The following is a 16,130-nucleotide window of genomic DNA, read 5'->3' on the forward strand; positions in this document are numbered from 1 at the left end:
AGGTCAGGAGATTCCGAGCTCGTCGTTGATGAAGTCGAGGACCTCATCGGCGGAGGCGGATTCCAGTTGCTGTGCCACTGTCGAGCTCTCCGTCTGCTCGGCGGCTCCACTGATCTTGGCGACCAGTGCCTGAAGGCGGAGCATGACGCCGGACTTCTTGGACTCGTCGGACAGCAGTCCGGCCAGCAGCGATTCGGCCAGCAACGACTCGATGTCCTCGATCTTCGTGTTCACCAGGGACAGGGCGTCGTCGGTGGTACCGAGTTCGGCGTGCAGGTAGCGGGCCAGCGCCAGCGGGGTCGGGTAGTCGAAGACCACCGTCGCCGCCAGCTTCAGGCCGCTGGCCGCGCGGAGCCGGTTGCGCAGCTCGACCGCGGTGAGCGAGTCGAAGCCCGCGTCCCGGAAGGCCGTCTCGACGCCGACGCTCTCCACGCCCGCGTGGCCGAGGACGCTCGCCACGTGACCGCGGACCAGGTCGAGCAGCAGCGCCTCCTGCTGCTCCGGGTCCAGGCCGACCAGCTGGCGGGCCAGCCCGCCGCTCTCAGGCGCGGCCGTGCGGGCGGTCTGCCGGCCGGCGTTGACCAGGCCGCGCAGCAGCGGCTGGGTCGGGCGGCCGGCGGCCGCGTCGGTGCGCAGTGCCCGAAGGTCCAGCTTGACCGGCACCGCGAGGGCCGCGCCGCTCCGCAGTGCCGTGTCGAGCAGCCGCATGCCCTCGGCGGGGGCGATCGGCAGGACACCGCCGCGGCTCATTCGGGCCTGGTCGGCTGCGCCCAGGTGGGCGGTCATGCCGTTGACCTGCTCCCAGAGGCCCCAGGCCAGCGAGGTGGCGGGCAGGCCGGCCGCCCGGCGCTGATGGGCCAGCGCGTCCAGGTAGGCGTTGGCCGCCGCGTAGTTGCCCTGGCCGGCCGAGCCGAAGAGACCGGAGGCGGAGGAGAAGACCGCGAACACCGCCAGGTCGAGACCGCGGGTCAGGTCGTCCAGGTGGCCGACGGCGGCGACCTTCGGAGCGAAGACGTATGCCAGACGCTCCGGGGTCAGCGCCCCGATCACACCGTCGTCCAGCACACCGGCCGTGTGCACCACGCCCGTGAGCGGGTGCTCCGCCGGGACTGCTGCCAGCAGCGCCGCGACGTCCTCCCGGTTGGAGACGTCGGCCGCGACCACGTGCGCATTGGCGCCCAACTCGGCAAGCTCGGCGAGCAGTTCAGCGGCTCCCTCGGCCGCCGGGCCGCTCCTGCTGGCCAGCAACAGGTGCCGCACACCGTGCTCGACCACCAGGTGCCGGGCGACCAGCGCACCCAGCGAACCGGTACCACCGGTCACCAGCACCGTGCCACCGGCGGCCAGTTCGCCGCCCTCTGGGCCCGCCGCGACCCGCACCAGGCGGGGCACCCGCAGCGCCCCGCCCCGGACTGCCACCTGGGCCTCGCCGGAGGCCAGCACGACAGCCAACTCCTGCTCCACGGCCTCCGATTCGGTGTCGAGCAGCACGATCCGGTCCGGATTCTCCGCCATCGCGGTCCGCACCAGACCCCACACCGCAGCCGCAGCCGGATCGGTCACGTCACCGTCATCACCCGCCGCGACCGCACCACGGGTGGCCACCACCAGGGTGGACTCCTCGAACGCCTCGTCGGCCAGCCAGGCCTGGACCACCGACAGCGCACTGGCCGTCAGGGCGAGCACCTCGTCCACGCCGCGGTTTCCGCCGCCGTCGGCCCGCAGGACGGCGACGGCCGGTGCCTCGGCGGCCAGCGCGGCGACGTCGGCCGCGGAGGAGACCGGCGCCCAGGCGGGCTCCGGCTCGGCCGCGCTGCGGGGCACGGACGGCAGTTCGGTCCACTCGACCCGGAACAGCGAGTCGCGGTCGTCCTCGGCCGCGAGCGCGGCCGCGGCGTCCAACTGCGCGACGTCCACCGGGCGGAAGGTCACCGAGCTCACCGAGAGGACCGGGCGACCGGTCTCGTCCACGGCGATCACCGAGCGCGCGTCCGGGCCCTCGGGAGCGATCCGCACCCGCAGCGCGGCGGCGCCCCCGGCGTGCAGCACCAGCTGGTTCCAGGCGAACGGGAGCACGTTGTGGCCCTCGTCCGGCTGAGCAAACGCTTCGGTGTGCAGGGCGGCGTCGAGCAGGGCGGGGTGGAGGCCGAAGCGGGCGGCACTGTCTCGCTGCTCCTCCGGCAGGGCGACCTCGGCGAACAGCTCCTCGCCGCGCCGCCAGACCGCGCGCAGGCCCTGGAACGCCGGGCCGTAGGCGTAGCCGTGGCCGAGCAGCTCCTGGTAGAACCCGGCGACGTCGAGCGGCACCCGCTCGGCGCCGGCCGGCGGCCAGACGCTCACGTCGAAGCCGGTCGCGCCCGCCGCGTTCTCCGCCGGGGCGGCACCGAGGGTGCCCGTGGCGTGCCGGTTCCAGGTGTCCGGACCGATCTCGCCACTGGCGTCCTCGCGCGCCGAGTAGACGGCGACGCTGCGGGTGCCGTGCTCGTCCGGGCCACCGACGGCGACCTGGATCCGGACGCCGCCCTGGTCGGGGACGATCAGCGGGGCCTCGATCACCAGCTCGTCCAGCACCCCGGCGGACACCACGTCACCGGCGCGGACGGCCAGCTCCACCAGGCCGGTGCCGGGCAGCAGGACGACGCCGCCGACCGCGTGGTCGGCCAGCCAGGCGTGGGTGCGCAGCGACAGCCGGGAGGTGCACAGCACACCGCCGGTCTCCGGCACCTCCACCACGGCGCCCAGCAGCGGGTGGTCCGCGGTGGCCTGGCCGAGCGAGGCGGCGTCGATGGTCGGGGCCAGCTGGAGCCAGTAGTGACGGTGGTCGAAGGCGTAGGTCGGCAGGTCCACGTGGCCGGTGGTCGGCACGAGTCGGGACCAGTCCACGGTGGCGCCGCGCACGAACACCTCGGCAAGTGCGGTCAGCAGAGTCTGCGCCTCACCATGGTTGTCACGCAGCGCCGCCACACAGGTCGCGCGCTCGCCCGCCGAGTCGGCGACCACACCGGACAGCGCGGCACCCGGACCGAGTTCGACGAAGACGACCTCACCCGTACCGGCCGCCGCGGCGACACCGTCGGCGAACCGGACCGGGCGGCGCACGTGCTCCACCCAGTAGGAGGGGTTGGCCAGCTCACCGGCCTCAGCGATCCTTCCGGTCACGTTCGAGATCACCGGGAAGCGCGGCTCCAACCAGCTCACGCCCGCCAGAACGGCGGCGAACTCCTCCAGCATCGGCTCCATCAACACCGAATGGAACGCATGCGAGACCGTCAGCCGACGGGTCCTACGCCCCTGCTCGGCCAGCGTCGCCGCCGCCGCCAGCACCGCATCCTCCACACCGGAGAGCACCACCGCCGCCGGTCCGTTCACCGCCGCCAGGTCCACACCCTCACCCAGCAACGGCACGACCTCAGCCTCGGAAGCCGCCACCGCCACCATCGCACCACCGGACGGCAGCGCCTGCATCAACCGGCCACGAGCCGCCACCACCGCCGCCGCGTCCTCCAACGACAGCACGCCCGCCACATGCGCCGCCACGATCTCACCGATCGAGTGACCCATCACCGCATCGGGCCGCACACCCCACGACTCCACCAACCGGAACAGCGCCGTCTCCACCGCGAACAACCCGGCCTGCGTGAACACCGTCTGACTCAGATCACCCGAGCGCCCCAGCACCACCTCGGCGACCGGGAACTCCACCGACTCCGCGAGTCGGGCGTCCAGCGCCGCACACGCGGCATCGAACGCCTCCGCGAACACCGGGAACCGCTCGTACAACTCCCGGCCCATGCCCACCCGCTGCGAACCCTGCCCCGGGAAGACCACCACCGTCCGCACCGCACCCACCGAACCCAACGGGCCGTCAGCGATCCCCCGAAGCCCGGCAATCGCCTCCTCCCGCGTCCCGGCCACCACCACCGCACGCTCGCCCAACACCGCACGCCCGGCCAGCAGCGCACCCGCCACCTGAGGCAGCGCCACCTCACCCGCCGCCAGGAACGCCGCCAGCCGCTCCGCCTGACCGGCCAGCGACTCGGTGCTCTTCGCCGACACCACCAGCGGCACCAGGCCATCCGACTCGGGAGCCTCCACCGCCTCGACCTCCGGCGCCTGCTCCAGGATGACGTGCGCGTTCGTCCCGCTCACGCCGAAGGCGGAAACGCCCGCGCGGCGCGGCCGGCCGGTCTCCGGCCAAACCTGTGCCTGCGTCAGCAGTTCGACCGACCCGGCCGTCCAGTCGACCTCGGTGGACGGTTCGGTGACGTGCAGGGTGGGCGGCAGGACGCCGTGCCGCAGCGCCTCGACGATCTTGATGAGACCGGCGACGCCGGCGGCGGCCTGCGCGTGCCCGATGTTCGACTTGACCGAGCCGAGCCACAGCGGCTGGTCGGCGGGCCGGTCCTGACCGTAGGTCGCCAGCAGCGCCTGCGCCTCGATCGGGTCACCCAGCACCGTGCCGGTGCCGTGCGCCTCCACGGCGTCCACGTCGGAGGTGGTCAGGCCGGCGCCGGCCAGCGCCTTGCGGATCACCCGCTGCTGCGAGGGCCCGTTGGGCGCGGTCAGGCCGTTCGACGCTCCGTCCTGGTTGACGGCCGAGCCGCGGATCACGGCGAGCACCCGGTGGCCTCGGCGCTGTGCCTCGGAGAGCCGCTCCAGCACGACCACGCCCGCGCCCTCGGCCCAGCCGGTGCCGTCGGCGGTCGCGGAGAAGGCCTTGCAGCGTCCGTCGGGCGAGAGCGCCTGCTGGCGGGAGAACTCGACGAAGGTGTAGGGGTTCGCCAGCACAGTGGCGCCGCCCGCGAGGGCCATCGAGCACTCGCCCTGGCGCAGCGCCTGGGCGGCCAGGTGGATGGCGACCAGCGAGGAGGAGCAGGCGGTGTCCACGGTCACCGCGGGGCCCTCGAAGCCGAACACGTAGGAGACCCGGCCGGACGCCACGCTGCCCGCGGAACCGGTGGCGGTGAAGCCGCCGAGTTCGGCCGGTACTTCGCCGCCGAAGCCGTAGCCCTGGGTCATCACGCCGGAGAAGACTCCGACATCGGTGCCCTTCAGCGTGCCGGGGTCGATGCCGGACCGCTCCAGCGCCTCCCAGGAGGTCTCCAGCAGCAGCCGCTGCTGCGGGTCCATGGCGAGCGCCTCGCGCGGCGAGATCCCGAAGAACCCGGCGTCGAACAGGCCCGCGTCGTACAGGAATCCGCCCTGGTTGACGTAGGAGGTGCCGACCCGGCCGGGGTCGGAGTCGAAGAGGCCGTCCAGCTCCCAGCCGCGGTCGGTCGGGAAGCCGGACATCGCGTCGCGGCCCTCGGCGACCAGCCGCCACAGGTCCTCCGGGCTCGCCACCCCGCCCGGCAGGCGACAGGCCATGCCGACGATCGCGATCGGCTCGCCGGGGTCGGCCGGGGCCAGGGCCGGGGCGGCCGGTCCGCCGGTGGCGGCGGGCACGTGGCCGAAGCGCTCCTGCAGGTGGCGGGCCAGGGCGAGCGGGGTCGGGTAGTCGAAGACCACGGTGGTGGGCAGGCTGAGTCCGCTGGCCTCGCGGATCCGGTTGCGCAGCTCGACCGAGGTGAGCGAGTCGAAGCCGGAGTCGCGGAAGGCCTTCTCGGGCCGCACGTCCTCGGCGCCGGCGTGGCCGAGCACGGTGGCCACCTGGCCGCGGACCACGTCGAGGAGCAGTGCCTCCTGCTCCTGCGGGGTCAGCCCGGCGAGCCGGTCGGCGAGGCCGCCGGTGCCGCGCTGGGTGGCGGCCGCACGGGCGCTCTGCCGGCCGCTGCGGACCAGGCCGCGCATCAGCGGCTGCACGGTGCCGCCGGCGGCCGCGTCGGCGCGGGCGGCGCGCAGGTCGAGCTTGATCGGCACGACCAGCGCCTGACCGGCAGTCAGGGCGGTGTCGAAGAGCGCGAAGCCCTCGGCGGGGGTGAGGGCCTGGACGCCGCCGCGGCTCATCCGGGCCTGGTCGCGCTCGCTGAGGTGGGCGGTCAGGCCGGTGGTCTGCTCCCACAGGCCCCAGGCCATGGACACGCCGGGGAGGCCGGCCGCCCGGCGGCGGGCCATCAGGCCGTCCAGGAAGGCGTTGGCGGCCGCGTAGTTGCCCTGGCCGGCGGAGCCGAAGAGGCCGGCGCCCGAGGAGAAGACGGCGAACACCGACAGGTCGAGGCCGCGGGTGAGCTCGTCCAGGTGGCCGGCGGCGGCGACCTTCGGGCCGAACACGTAGGCCAGCCGGTCCGTGGTGAGCGCGGGGATCACGCCGTCGTCCAGCACGCCGGCGGTGTGCACCACGCCGGTCAGCGGGTGCTCGGCCGGCACCGCAGCGAGCAGTGCCGCGACGGCGTCCCGGTCGGTGACGTCTGCCGCCACCACCTGTACGGACGCGCCGGACTCGGTGAGTTCGGCAGCCAGTTCGGCGGCGCCGTCGGCCGCCGGGCCGCTCCGGCTGACCAGCAGCAGGTGCCTGACACCGTGGCCGGCGACCATGTGCCGGGCCAGCTGGGCGCCCAGCGAGCCGGTGCCGCCGGTGACCAGCACGGTGCCCTCGGGGTCGAAGACGGTGCCGGCGTCCGGCGCGGCGCTGCTGCTGTCGCGGACCAGCCGGGGTGCGGAGAGCACCGAGCCGCGCACCGCGACCTGCGGCTCACCGGTGGCCAGCACGGCGGCGAGCAGGGGTTCCAGCTCGATGCCGGTGACGTCGAGGTTGGCGTCGGCGGCGATGTCCAGCAGCACGATCCGGTCCGGGTCCTCGGCCTGCGCAGCGCGGATCAGGCCCCAGACGGCGGCGCCGGCCGGGTCGGTGACGTCGACGTCGCCGCCGGCGGGCACCGCGCCCCGGGTGAGGACGACCAGCCGGGAGGCGGCCAGGCCAGGCGCGGCGAGCCAGGCCTGGACCATGGCCAGAGTCCGGTCGGTCAGGGCCAGGGCGTCGCCGCCGGCGGCCTCGGTCACGGCGATGACGGGGGTGCTGACGTTGGCGGCGAGGATCTCCACCTCGTCGGCGTGGAAGAGCGGCACGCACGGCAGCAGGGTCTCGGATCCCGCGGCGGGTGCGGGCAGTTCGGCCCACTCCACTCGGAAGAGCGAGTCCTGGCCGCCGCCGGCGGCGGCCGAGGCGGAGAGTTGCTCGGCGGAGACCGGCAGGAAGGAGAGCGCGTCCAGGGTGAGGACGGGTTCGCCGGTCTCGTCGGCGGCGGTCAGCGTCAGCCGGTCGGGCCCGGCGGGGGCGAGCTTGACCCGCAGCGTCGCGGCGCCGGCCGCGTGCAGGGTCAGACCGGCCCATTCGGCGGGCTGCCAGAGCCGCTGCGCATCCCCGGCGGGGGTGCCGGCCGCGGTGGCCGCGTGGCGCAGGCCCGACTGCAGGGCGGCGTCCAGCAGCGCCGGGTGCAGGCCGAAGCGGTTGGCGTCGGCCCGCGGCCCGTCCGGGAGGGCGACCTCGGCGAAGACCTGCTCGCCGCGCCGCCACAGTGCCCGGACGCCCTGGAAGGCGGGGCCGTAGGCGTGGCCGAGCCCGAGCAGGTCGTCGTAGAGCTCGTCGGCGCCGGCGCTGCGGGCGCCGGTGGGCGGCCAGACGACCAGGTCGGTGTCGGGCGCGGGGCGGTCGGCGCGGGCGGCGGAGAGCCGGCCGGTGGCATTCCGGGTCCAGGCGTCGGCGCCCGCCTCCTCGTCGGCGCCCTCGCGGATCGAGTAGACCTCGACCGTGCGAATGCCGTCCTCGTCGGTGCCGCCGACGGTGATCTGGACCCGGACGCCGCCCTGCTCGGGCAGGACGAGCGGGGCCTCGATCACCAGCTCTTCGAGGGTGCCGCAGCCGACCTCGTCACCGGCCCGGACGGCCAGTTCGACCAGGCCGCTGCCGGGCAGCAGGGCGACGCCGCCGACCACGTGGTCGGCCAGCCAGGGGTGGGTGCGCAGCGACAGCCGGGAGGTGAAGACCAAGCCGTCGGAGTGCGGCAGCGGGACCACGGCGCCGAGCAGCGGGTGGTCGGTGCCGGTCAGGCCCAGCGAGGCGGCGTCGGTCGCGGGGGCGGTCCGCAGCCAGTAGTGGCGGTGGTCGAAGGCGTAGGTGGGCAGGTTCACGCCCGCCGCGGCCGAGTTGGCCGGCAGCACGCCCGTCCAGTCCACCTCGACACCACGCACGAACAGCTCGGCCATCGAGGTCAGCAGGCGGCGCTGGCCGCCGTCCTCGCGGCGGATCGAGCCCGAGACGATGACCGACGTTCCGTCGATCCCGTCCGCGACCTCGCTGACCGGCTGCACCAGCACGGGGTGGGCGCTGGACTCCAGGAAGACCCCGAAGCCGTCGGCGACCAACTCGGCCACCGCGGTGCCGAATCCGACCCGGTTGCGCAGGTTGCGGTACCAGTAGCCGCCGTCCAGCACGTCGGCGTCCCGGACCCACTCCCCCAGCAGCGTGGAGAAGAACGGCACCAGCGGGGCCGCAGCGGACACACCGCCGAGCACCTCGGTCAACTCGTCTTCCACCGCCGCCACGTGGCGGGTGTGCGAGGCGTAGTCCACGGCGATCCGGCGCACCCGGACGCCCTCGGCGCCGAAGACCTCGGCGAGCTCGTCGAGTGCCTCGGCGTCACCGGCCACCACCACGGAGGAGGGGCTGTTCACGGCCGCGATCTCGACCTTGCCGCCCCACCGTTCCAGACGCTCGGCCAGCCGGTCCTCAGGCAGGCCGACGGACGCCATCCCACCGCGCCCCGCCAGCCCGCGGGCGATCACCTGGCTGCGCACCGCCACCACCCGCGCGGCGTCCTCCAGGGACAGCGCCCCGGCCACGTAAGCCGCGGCGATCTCGCCCTGTGAGTGGCCCACCACCGCATCCGGCAGCACACCCGCCGACGCCCACACCGCCGCCAGGCCCACCATCACGGCGAAACTGGCCGGCTGCAGCACATCGACCCGCTCCAGCAACTCGGCCGGGGCCTCGCCGCGCAGCACCTCGATCAGCGACCAGTCGATCCACGGCGCCAACGCCGCCGCACACTCCGCGATCCGCTCCGCGAACACCGGCGAGGAGTCCAGTAGTTCACGCCCCATCCCGGCCCACTGCGAACCCTGGCCGGGGAAGACGAACGCCACCTTGCCCACCGCGCCCGCGCCCGACTCGCCGCCCGTCACCGCGGCGGGGCTGCTCTCGCCCCGGGCCACGGCGGCCAGTGCGGCCAGCGCCTCGTCGCGGGAGCCGGCCAGCACCACGGCGCGGTCGCCCAGCACCGCACGCCCGGCCACCAGGGCGCCCGCCACGGCGCTCAGCGGAGCCGCGTCGGCGGCCGACAGGAACGCGGCGAGCCGCTCCGCCTGGCCGGCCAGCGAGGCCGCGCTCTTCGCCGACACCACCAGCGGCAGCACGCCGCCGTCGCCGTCCACCGCGGGCTGCTCGACCGGCTCGGTCTCCGGTGCCTGCTCCAGGATCAGGTGCGCGTTGGTGCCGCTGATGCCGAACGAGGAGATGCCGGCCCGACGCGGGCGCCCCTCCTCCGGCCAGTCCCGGGCCTCGGTCAGCAGCTCGACCGCGCCGGCGGTCCAGTCCACCTGCGGGGTCGGCTCGGTCACGTTGAGGGTGGGCGGCATGACGCCGTGGCGCAGCGCCTGCACCATCTTGATCACGGCAGCGACGCCGGCCGCGGCCTGGGCGTGGCCGAAGTTGGACTTGATCGAGCCGAGCCAGAGCGGGTGCTCGGGGTCACGGTCCCGGCCGTAGGTGGCCAGCAGTGCCTGGGCCTCGATCGGGTCGCCGAGTTCGGTGCCGGTGCCGTGCGCCTCGACCACGTCGATGTCGGCGGTGGCCAGGCCGGCGTTGGCGAGCGCCTTGCGGATCACCCGCTGCTGCGCCGGGCCGTTGGGCGCGGTGAGCCCGTTGGAGGCGCCGTCCTGGTTGACCGCGGAGCCGCGGACCACCGCGAGCACCTGGTGGCCGTTGCGCCGCGCCTCGGAAAGGCGTTCCAGCACGACGATGCCGACGCCCTCGGAGAGCACGGTGCCGTCGGCTCCGGCGGAGAAGGCCTTGACCCGGCCGTCGGCGGCCAGGCCGCGCTGGCGGGACATGCCGCGCAGGCCGATCGGGGAGCCCATGACGGCGACGCCGCCGGCCAGCGCCAGCGAGCACTCGCCCTGGCGCAGCGCCTGGGTGGCGAGGTGCATGGCGACCAGCGAGGAGGAGCAGGCGGTGTCGACGGTCACCGCCGGGCCCTCGAAGCCGAACACGTAGGAGACCCGGCCGGAGGCGACGCTGCCCGCGGTGGCCGTGGTGACGAAGCCTTCGAGCTCGTCGGGCATGTCGCTGAGGGACTCGACGTAGTCGTGGATGGACATGCCGGAGAAGACGCCGATGTTGCCGCCGCGCGCCTTGTCGGGATCGATGCCCGCGCGCTCCAGGGCCTCCCAGGAGGTTTCCAGGAGCAGCCGCTGCTGCGGGTCCATGGCGAGCGCCTCGCGCGGCGAGATGCCGAAGAAGCCGGCGTCGAACTCGCCTGCGCCCTGCAGGAATCCGCCCTTGTGGACGTAGGCCGTGCCGGCCTTGTCCGGGTCGGTGTCGAAGAGGCCTTCGAGGTCCCAGCCGCGGTCGTCCGGCAGCGGCGACATGCCGTCGCGGCCCTCGACCACCAGGCTCCACAGGCCGTCGGGGTCGGCGACGCCGCCGGGCAGCCGGCAGGCCATGCCGACGATGGCGATCGGCTCGTCCGGATCGGCGGCGACCACGGTGCTGGTGGCGGCCGCGCCGGCCGAGCTCTCGCCGAGTTCCTCGCGCAGGTAGCGGGCGAGCGCCACCGGCGTGGGGTAGTCGAAGATCAGGGTGGCGGGGAGCTTGACGCCGGTGACGGCGCCGAGCCGGTTGCGCAACTCGACGGCGGTCAGCGAGTCGAACCCGATCTCGCTGAACCCGCGGATGCCCTGGGCGAGTTCGGCGGCGTTGAAGCCGAGCACGGCGGTCGCCTCGGCCTGCACGATGCCGAGCAGCACGCGCTCCTGCTCGGCCTCGGGCAGCCCGGCGAGCCGGCGGACCAGGCCGCCGGCGTCGCCCGCACCGGCCCGGGCGAGTCGGCGTCCGGTGCGGACCAGGCCGCGCAGCATGTGCGGCACGGAGCCCCCGGAGGTGGCCTCCGCGCGGACGGCGCGCAGGTCGAGCTTGATCGGCACCAGCAGGGCGTGCCGGCCCTGCAGGCCGGTGCCCAGGAAGCCGAGGGCCTCGGCGGGGGTGAGCGCCAGCACGCCGCCGCGGCTCATCCGGGCCTGGTCCACCTCGCTGAGGTGGGCGGTCAGGCCGGTGCTCTGCTGCCACAGGCCCCAGGCCAGCGAGACGCCGGGCAGCCCGGCGGCCCGCCGGTGCGCCATCAGCGCGTCGAGGTAGGAGTTGGCGGCCGCGTAGCTGCCCTGGCCGGCCGAGCCGAGCAGCGCGGCGGCGGACGAGAAGACGGTGAACGTCCGCAGGGCGGGCGCCAGTTCGCGGGTCAGCTGGTCCAGGTGGCGGACGCCTTCGACCTTCGGTCGGAAGACCTGGGCGAGGCGCTCCGGGGTCAGCGCGCCGAGCACACCGTCGTCGAGCACGCCCGCGAGGTGGAGCACCCCGGTGAGCGGGTGCTCGGCCGGTACGGCCGCGAGCAGTGCCGCGACCGCCTCCCGGTCGGCCACGTCGGCCGCCACCACCTGCACCGAGGCTCCCAACTCGGCTAGCTCGGCGGTCAGTTCGGCAGCACCCTCGGCCGCCGGGCCGCGTCGGCCGGCCACCAGCAGGTGTCGCACGCCGTGCTCGACCACCAGGTGCCGGGCGACCATCACGCCCAGCGAGCCGGTGCCGCCGGTGACCAGCACGGTGCCCTCCGGGGCGAACGCCTCCTCGGCGGACTCGGCCCCGGCCTCGGTCTCGGTGACGGCGCGCACCAGGCGCGGGGCGGACAGCGTGGTACCGCGGACGGCGACCAGCGGTTCCCCGGCGGCGAGCACCGGGCCGAGCACAGGGCCGGCCCCGGCGGAGCCGGCGGGGTCGAGGTCGAGCAGCACGATCCGGTCGGGGTTCTCGGCCTGGGCGGCCCGGAGCAGGCCCCAGACGGCGGCGCCGGCCGGGTCGGTCACGTCCGCGTCGCCGCCCGCGGGGACGGCGCCGCAGGTGGCGACGACCAGCGGGATGGCGTCCACGCCCGGTGCGGTCAGCCAGGCCTGGACCGCGGCCAGCACCCGGGCGGTCAGCGCGAGCGGCTCCTCGCCCTCGCCGCTGGTCGCGGTGAGCACGGCGACCGGCGGCAGGGTCTCCCGGGCGGCGAGCGCGGCCACCTCGGCGGCGCCGGCGACGGGCGCCCAGGAGGCCGGGGCAGCGGCGCCCTCGGGGGCGGGCAGCCGGGTCCACTCGACCCGGAACAGCGAGTCGCGACCCTCCTGGCCGGCCGGGCCGGCGCCGAGTTGCTCGGCGGTGACCGGCAGCGACACCAGCGAGTCCATGGTCAGCACCAGGTCGCCGGTCTCGTCGGCCGCCTGGAAGGAGAGCGCGTCCGGGCCGGTCGGGGCCACCCGTACCCGCAGCGCGGAGGCGCCCTGAGCGTGCAGCACCAGGCCGTTCCAGGCGAACGGCAGCACGTTGCGGTCGTCGTCCGGGTTGGCGAAGGCATTGGTGTGCAGGGCGGCGTCGAGCAGCGCCGGGTGGATGCCGTACCGGTCGGCGGTGTCCCGCTGCTCCGGCGGCAGCACGGCCTCGGCGAACAGCTCGGTGCCGCGCCGCCAGACGGCGCGCAGGCCCTGGAAGGCCGGGCCGTAGGAGTACCCGCGGGCGACCAGGTCGGTGTAGAAGTCCTCGATGGCGACGGGGGTTGCGCCGGCCGGGGGCCAGACGGCGAAGTCGATGGCGGGCGCGGCTGCGGCGGTCCGGGCGGCGGAGAGCAGACCGGTGGCGTGCCGGGTCCACTCCCCCTGCCCGGCGGCGTCGGCGGCGTCCTCGCGCAGCGAGTAGACGTCGACGGTGCGCGAGCCGTTCTGCGCGGCGCCGCCGACGGCGACCTGGACCCGGACGCCGCCCTGCTCGGGCAGGATCAGCGGGGCCTCGATGACCAGTTCCTCCAGCACACCACAGCCGAATTCGTCGCCGGCCCGGACGGCCAGGTCGACGTAGGCGGTGCCGGGGACGATCACCACGCCCTGCATGGCGTGGTCGGCCAGCCAGGGGTGGGTGCGCAGCGACAGCCGGGAGGTGAAGACCAGGCCGTCGGAGTGCGGCAGCGGGACCACGGCGCCGAGCAGCGGGTGGTCGGTGCCGGTCAGGCCCAGCGAGGCGGCGTCGTTCGCGCCGCCGGTCAGCTGGATCCAGTAGTGCTGGTGGTCGAAGGCGTAGGTCGGCAGGTCCACCCGGGCGCCGGCGGCGCCGTCCGGCAGCATCCCGGTCCAGTCGATCCCGACGCCCTGGACGAACAGCTGGGCCATCGACTGCAGCAGCCGGCGCGGGCCACCCTCGTCGCGGCGCAGCGAGCCGGTCACCACGGTGTCGGCCTCGGCGCGGTCCACGATCTCGCTGATCGGCTGGACCAGCACGGGGTGGGCGCTGGCCTCCACAAAGACGGTGTGGCCGTCGGCCAGCAGCTCGGCGACGGCGGGGCCGAAGCGGACCTGCCGGCGCAGGTTGCGGTACCAGTAGCCGCCGTCCAGGGCGCCGGCCTCGCGGATCCAGTCGCCGGTCACGGTGGACCGGAACGGCACGGCGGGGGCCTGGCTGCGGATGTCGGCGAAGGCCTCGCCCAGGGTCTCCTGGACGGCCTCCACGTGGCGCGAGTGCGAGGCGTAGTCCACGGCGATCCGGCGGACCCGGACGCCCTGGTCCTCCAGCGTGTCGAGCGCCTCGTCGAGCGCCTCGGCATCACCGGCCACCACCACCGAGGACGGGCCGTTGACGGCCGCGACCTCCACCCGGTCCGACCAGCGCTCCAGCCGCGCCACCACCTCGTCCTCGGGCAGGGCCACCGAGGCCATGCCGCCGCGCCCGGCGAGCTGGGCGGCGATCACCTGGCTGCGGACGGCGACGATCCGGGCGGCGCTCTCCAGGGTGAGCGCGCCGGAGACGCAGGCGGCGGCGATCTCGCCCTGCGAGTGGCCGATGACGGCGTCCGGCTGCATGCCGACCGACTGCCAGACGGCCGCCAGCGCGACCATCACGGCGAAGCTGGCGGGCTGCACGACGTCCACCCGCTCCAGCAGCTCGGCCGGGGCCTCACCGCGCAGCACCTCGGTCAGCGACCAGTCGGTCCAGCGTTCCAGGGCGGCCGCGCACTCGGCGATCCGGTCGGCGAACACCGGTGAGGAGTCCAGGAGTTCACGGCCCATGCCGATCCACTGCGAGCCCTGGCCGGGGAAGACCAGCACCACCTTGCCGCCGCCGGCGGCGGCGGCCGCCGCGCCGGCCACGGCGACCGAGGGCGCGGACTGGCCGAGCGCCACGGCGCCCAGCCCGGCCAGCGCCTCCTCGGTCGAGCCGGCGATCACCACCGCGCGCTCGCCGAGCACCGCCCGGCCGGCGGTCAGCGCGCCGGACACCTCGGTGAGCGTCGGCGCCTCGCCGGTGGCCGCTTCGAGGAAGGCAGCCAGCCGCTCGGCCTGTCCGGTGAGCGAGGCGGCGGAGGCGGCGGAGAGCACCAGCGGCACAACGCCGCCGGCCGCCTCGGCCACCTCGGCCGGCTCGGTCTGCGGCGCCTGCTCCAGGATCACGTGCGCGTTGGTGCCGCTGGCGCCGAACGAGGAGACGCCGGCCCGGCGCGGCCGGTCCTGCTCCGTCGCCCACTGCCGAGCCTGCGTCAGCAGCTGCACCGCGCCGGCCGACCAGTCGACCTGCGGGGTGGGCGCGTCGACGTGCCGGGTGGCCGGCATGACGCCGTTGCGCAGCGCCTGCACCATGTTGATCACGCCGGCCACGCCGGAGGCGGCCTGGGTGTGGCCGATCACCGACTTGACCGAGCCCAGCCGCAGCGGCCGGTCCGCGGGGCGGTCCTGGCCGTAGGTGGCGAGCAGCGCCTGCACCTCGATCGGGTCGCCGAGCACCGTGCCGGTGCCGTGGCCCTCGACCATGTCGATGTCGGTGGCGGCCAGGTCGGCGCCGGCCAGCGCCTTGCGGATCACCCGCTGCTGGGCGGGGCCGTTGGGGGCGGTCAGGCCGTTGGAGGCGCCGTCCTGGTTGAGCGCGGAGCCGCGGATCACCGCGAGCACCTGGTGGCCGTTGCGGCGGGCTTCGGAGAGCCGCTCCAGCAGGATCACGCCGGCGCCCTCGGCCCAGCTGGACCCGTCGGCCGCGGCGGCGTACGACTTGCAGCGGCCGTCGAAGGCGAGGCCGCGCTGCCGGGCGAAGCCGACGAATCCGCCGGGCGTGGACATCACGGTCGCGCCACCGGCCAGCGCCATCGAGCACTCGCCGCGCCGCAGTGCCTGGGCGGCCAGGTGGATGGCGACCAGCGAGGAGGAGCACATGGTGTCGACGGTGACGGCGGGGCCCTCCAGGCCGAGGGTGTAGGCGACCCGGCCGGAGGCGACGCCGCCCGCGGTACCGAGCGCCCGCTCCAGGCTCAGGAAGCCTTCGAGACCGGCCAGGTCGGGCGCGTAGTCCTGGTGGACGATGCCCGCGAAGACGCCGATGTCGGTGCCGCGGACCGAGTGCGGGTCGATGCCGGCCCGCTCCAGCGCCTCCCAGGAGACCTCCAGGAGCTGGCGCTGCTGCGGGTCCATGGCGAGCGCCTCGCGCGGCGAGATGCCGAAGAAGGCGGCGTCGAACTGGCCGGCGTCGTGCAGGAAGGCGCCCTCGCGGACATAGGTGGTGCCGGGGTTGTCGGGATCCGGGTGGTAGAGGCCCTCCAGGTCCCAGCCGCGGTCCTCGGGGAAGGCGGTGTAGACGTCGGTGCCGTCGGTCACCACCCGCCAGAGGTCCTCGGGTGTGCGGATGCCGCCCGCGTACCGGCAGGCCATCGAGACGATCGCGATGGGTTCGGCCGAGGCGTCGGCGAGGCGCTGGTTCTCCTGCTGCAGCCTCGCGTTCTCCTTCAGCGAGGCACGCAGTGCGTTGACGATCTGCTCGTCCTGCGCCGTCATCTCGGTCCGTCCTCCGTGTGTCCGCGAACGTCAGTGGTCAGGTAGATCACTTGGTCGTGCTGGTCGCTCGGTGGTGCGGG

The 16,130-nt window shown here is 75.1% G+C and carries 1 protein-coding gene; it reads right to left on the reverse strand.

Annotated elements, in window-relative coordinates:
• Positions 1–3 precede the first annotated feature (3 nt).
• Positions 4–16,050 carry a type I polyketide synthase gene (locus tag ACIRYZ_RS18380; protein WP_402945272.1) on the reverse strand — a complete coding sequence of 5,349 codons (16,047 nt, stop codon included), beginning with the start codon at positions 16,048–16,050 and terminating at the stop codon, positions 4–6.
• Between the last annotated feature and the right edge of the window lie 80 nt (positions 16,051–16,130).

It is taken from the genome of Kitasatospora sp. NPDC101155, from assembly GCF_044768305.1.
Lineage (GTDB): Bacteria > Actinomycetota > Actinomycetes > Streptomycetales > Streptomycetaceae > Kitasatospora.

What these genes read in the sequence shown, in the direction of transcription:
- ACIRYZ_RS18380 (WP_402945272.1), bottom strand. Translation starts at nt 16,050, where the DNA reads ATGACGGCGCAGGACGAGCAGATCGTCAACGCACTGCGTGCCTCGCTG.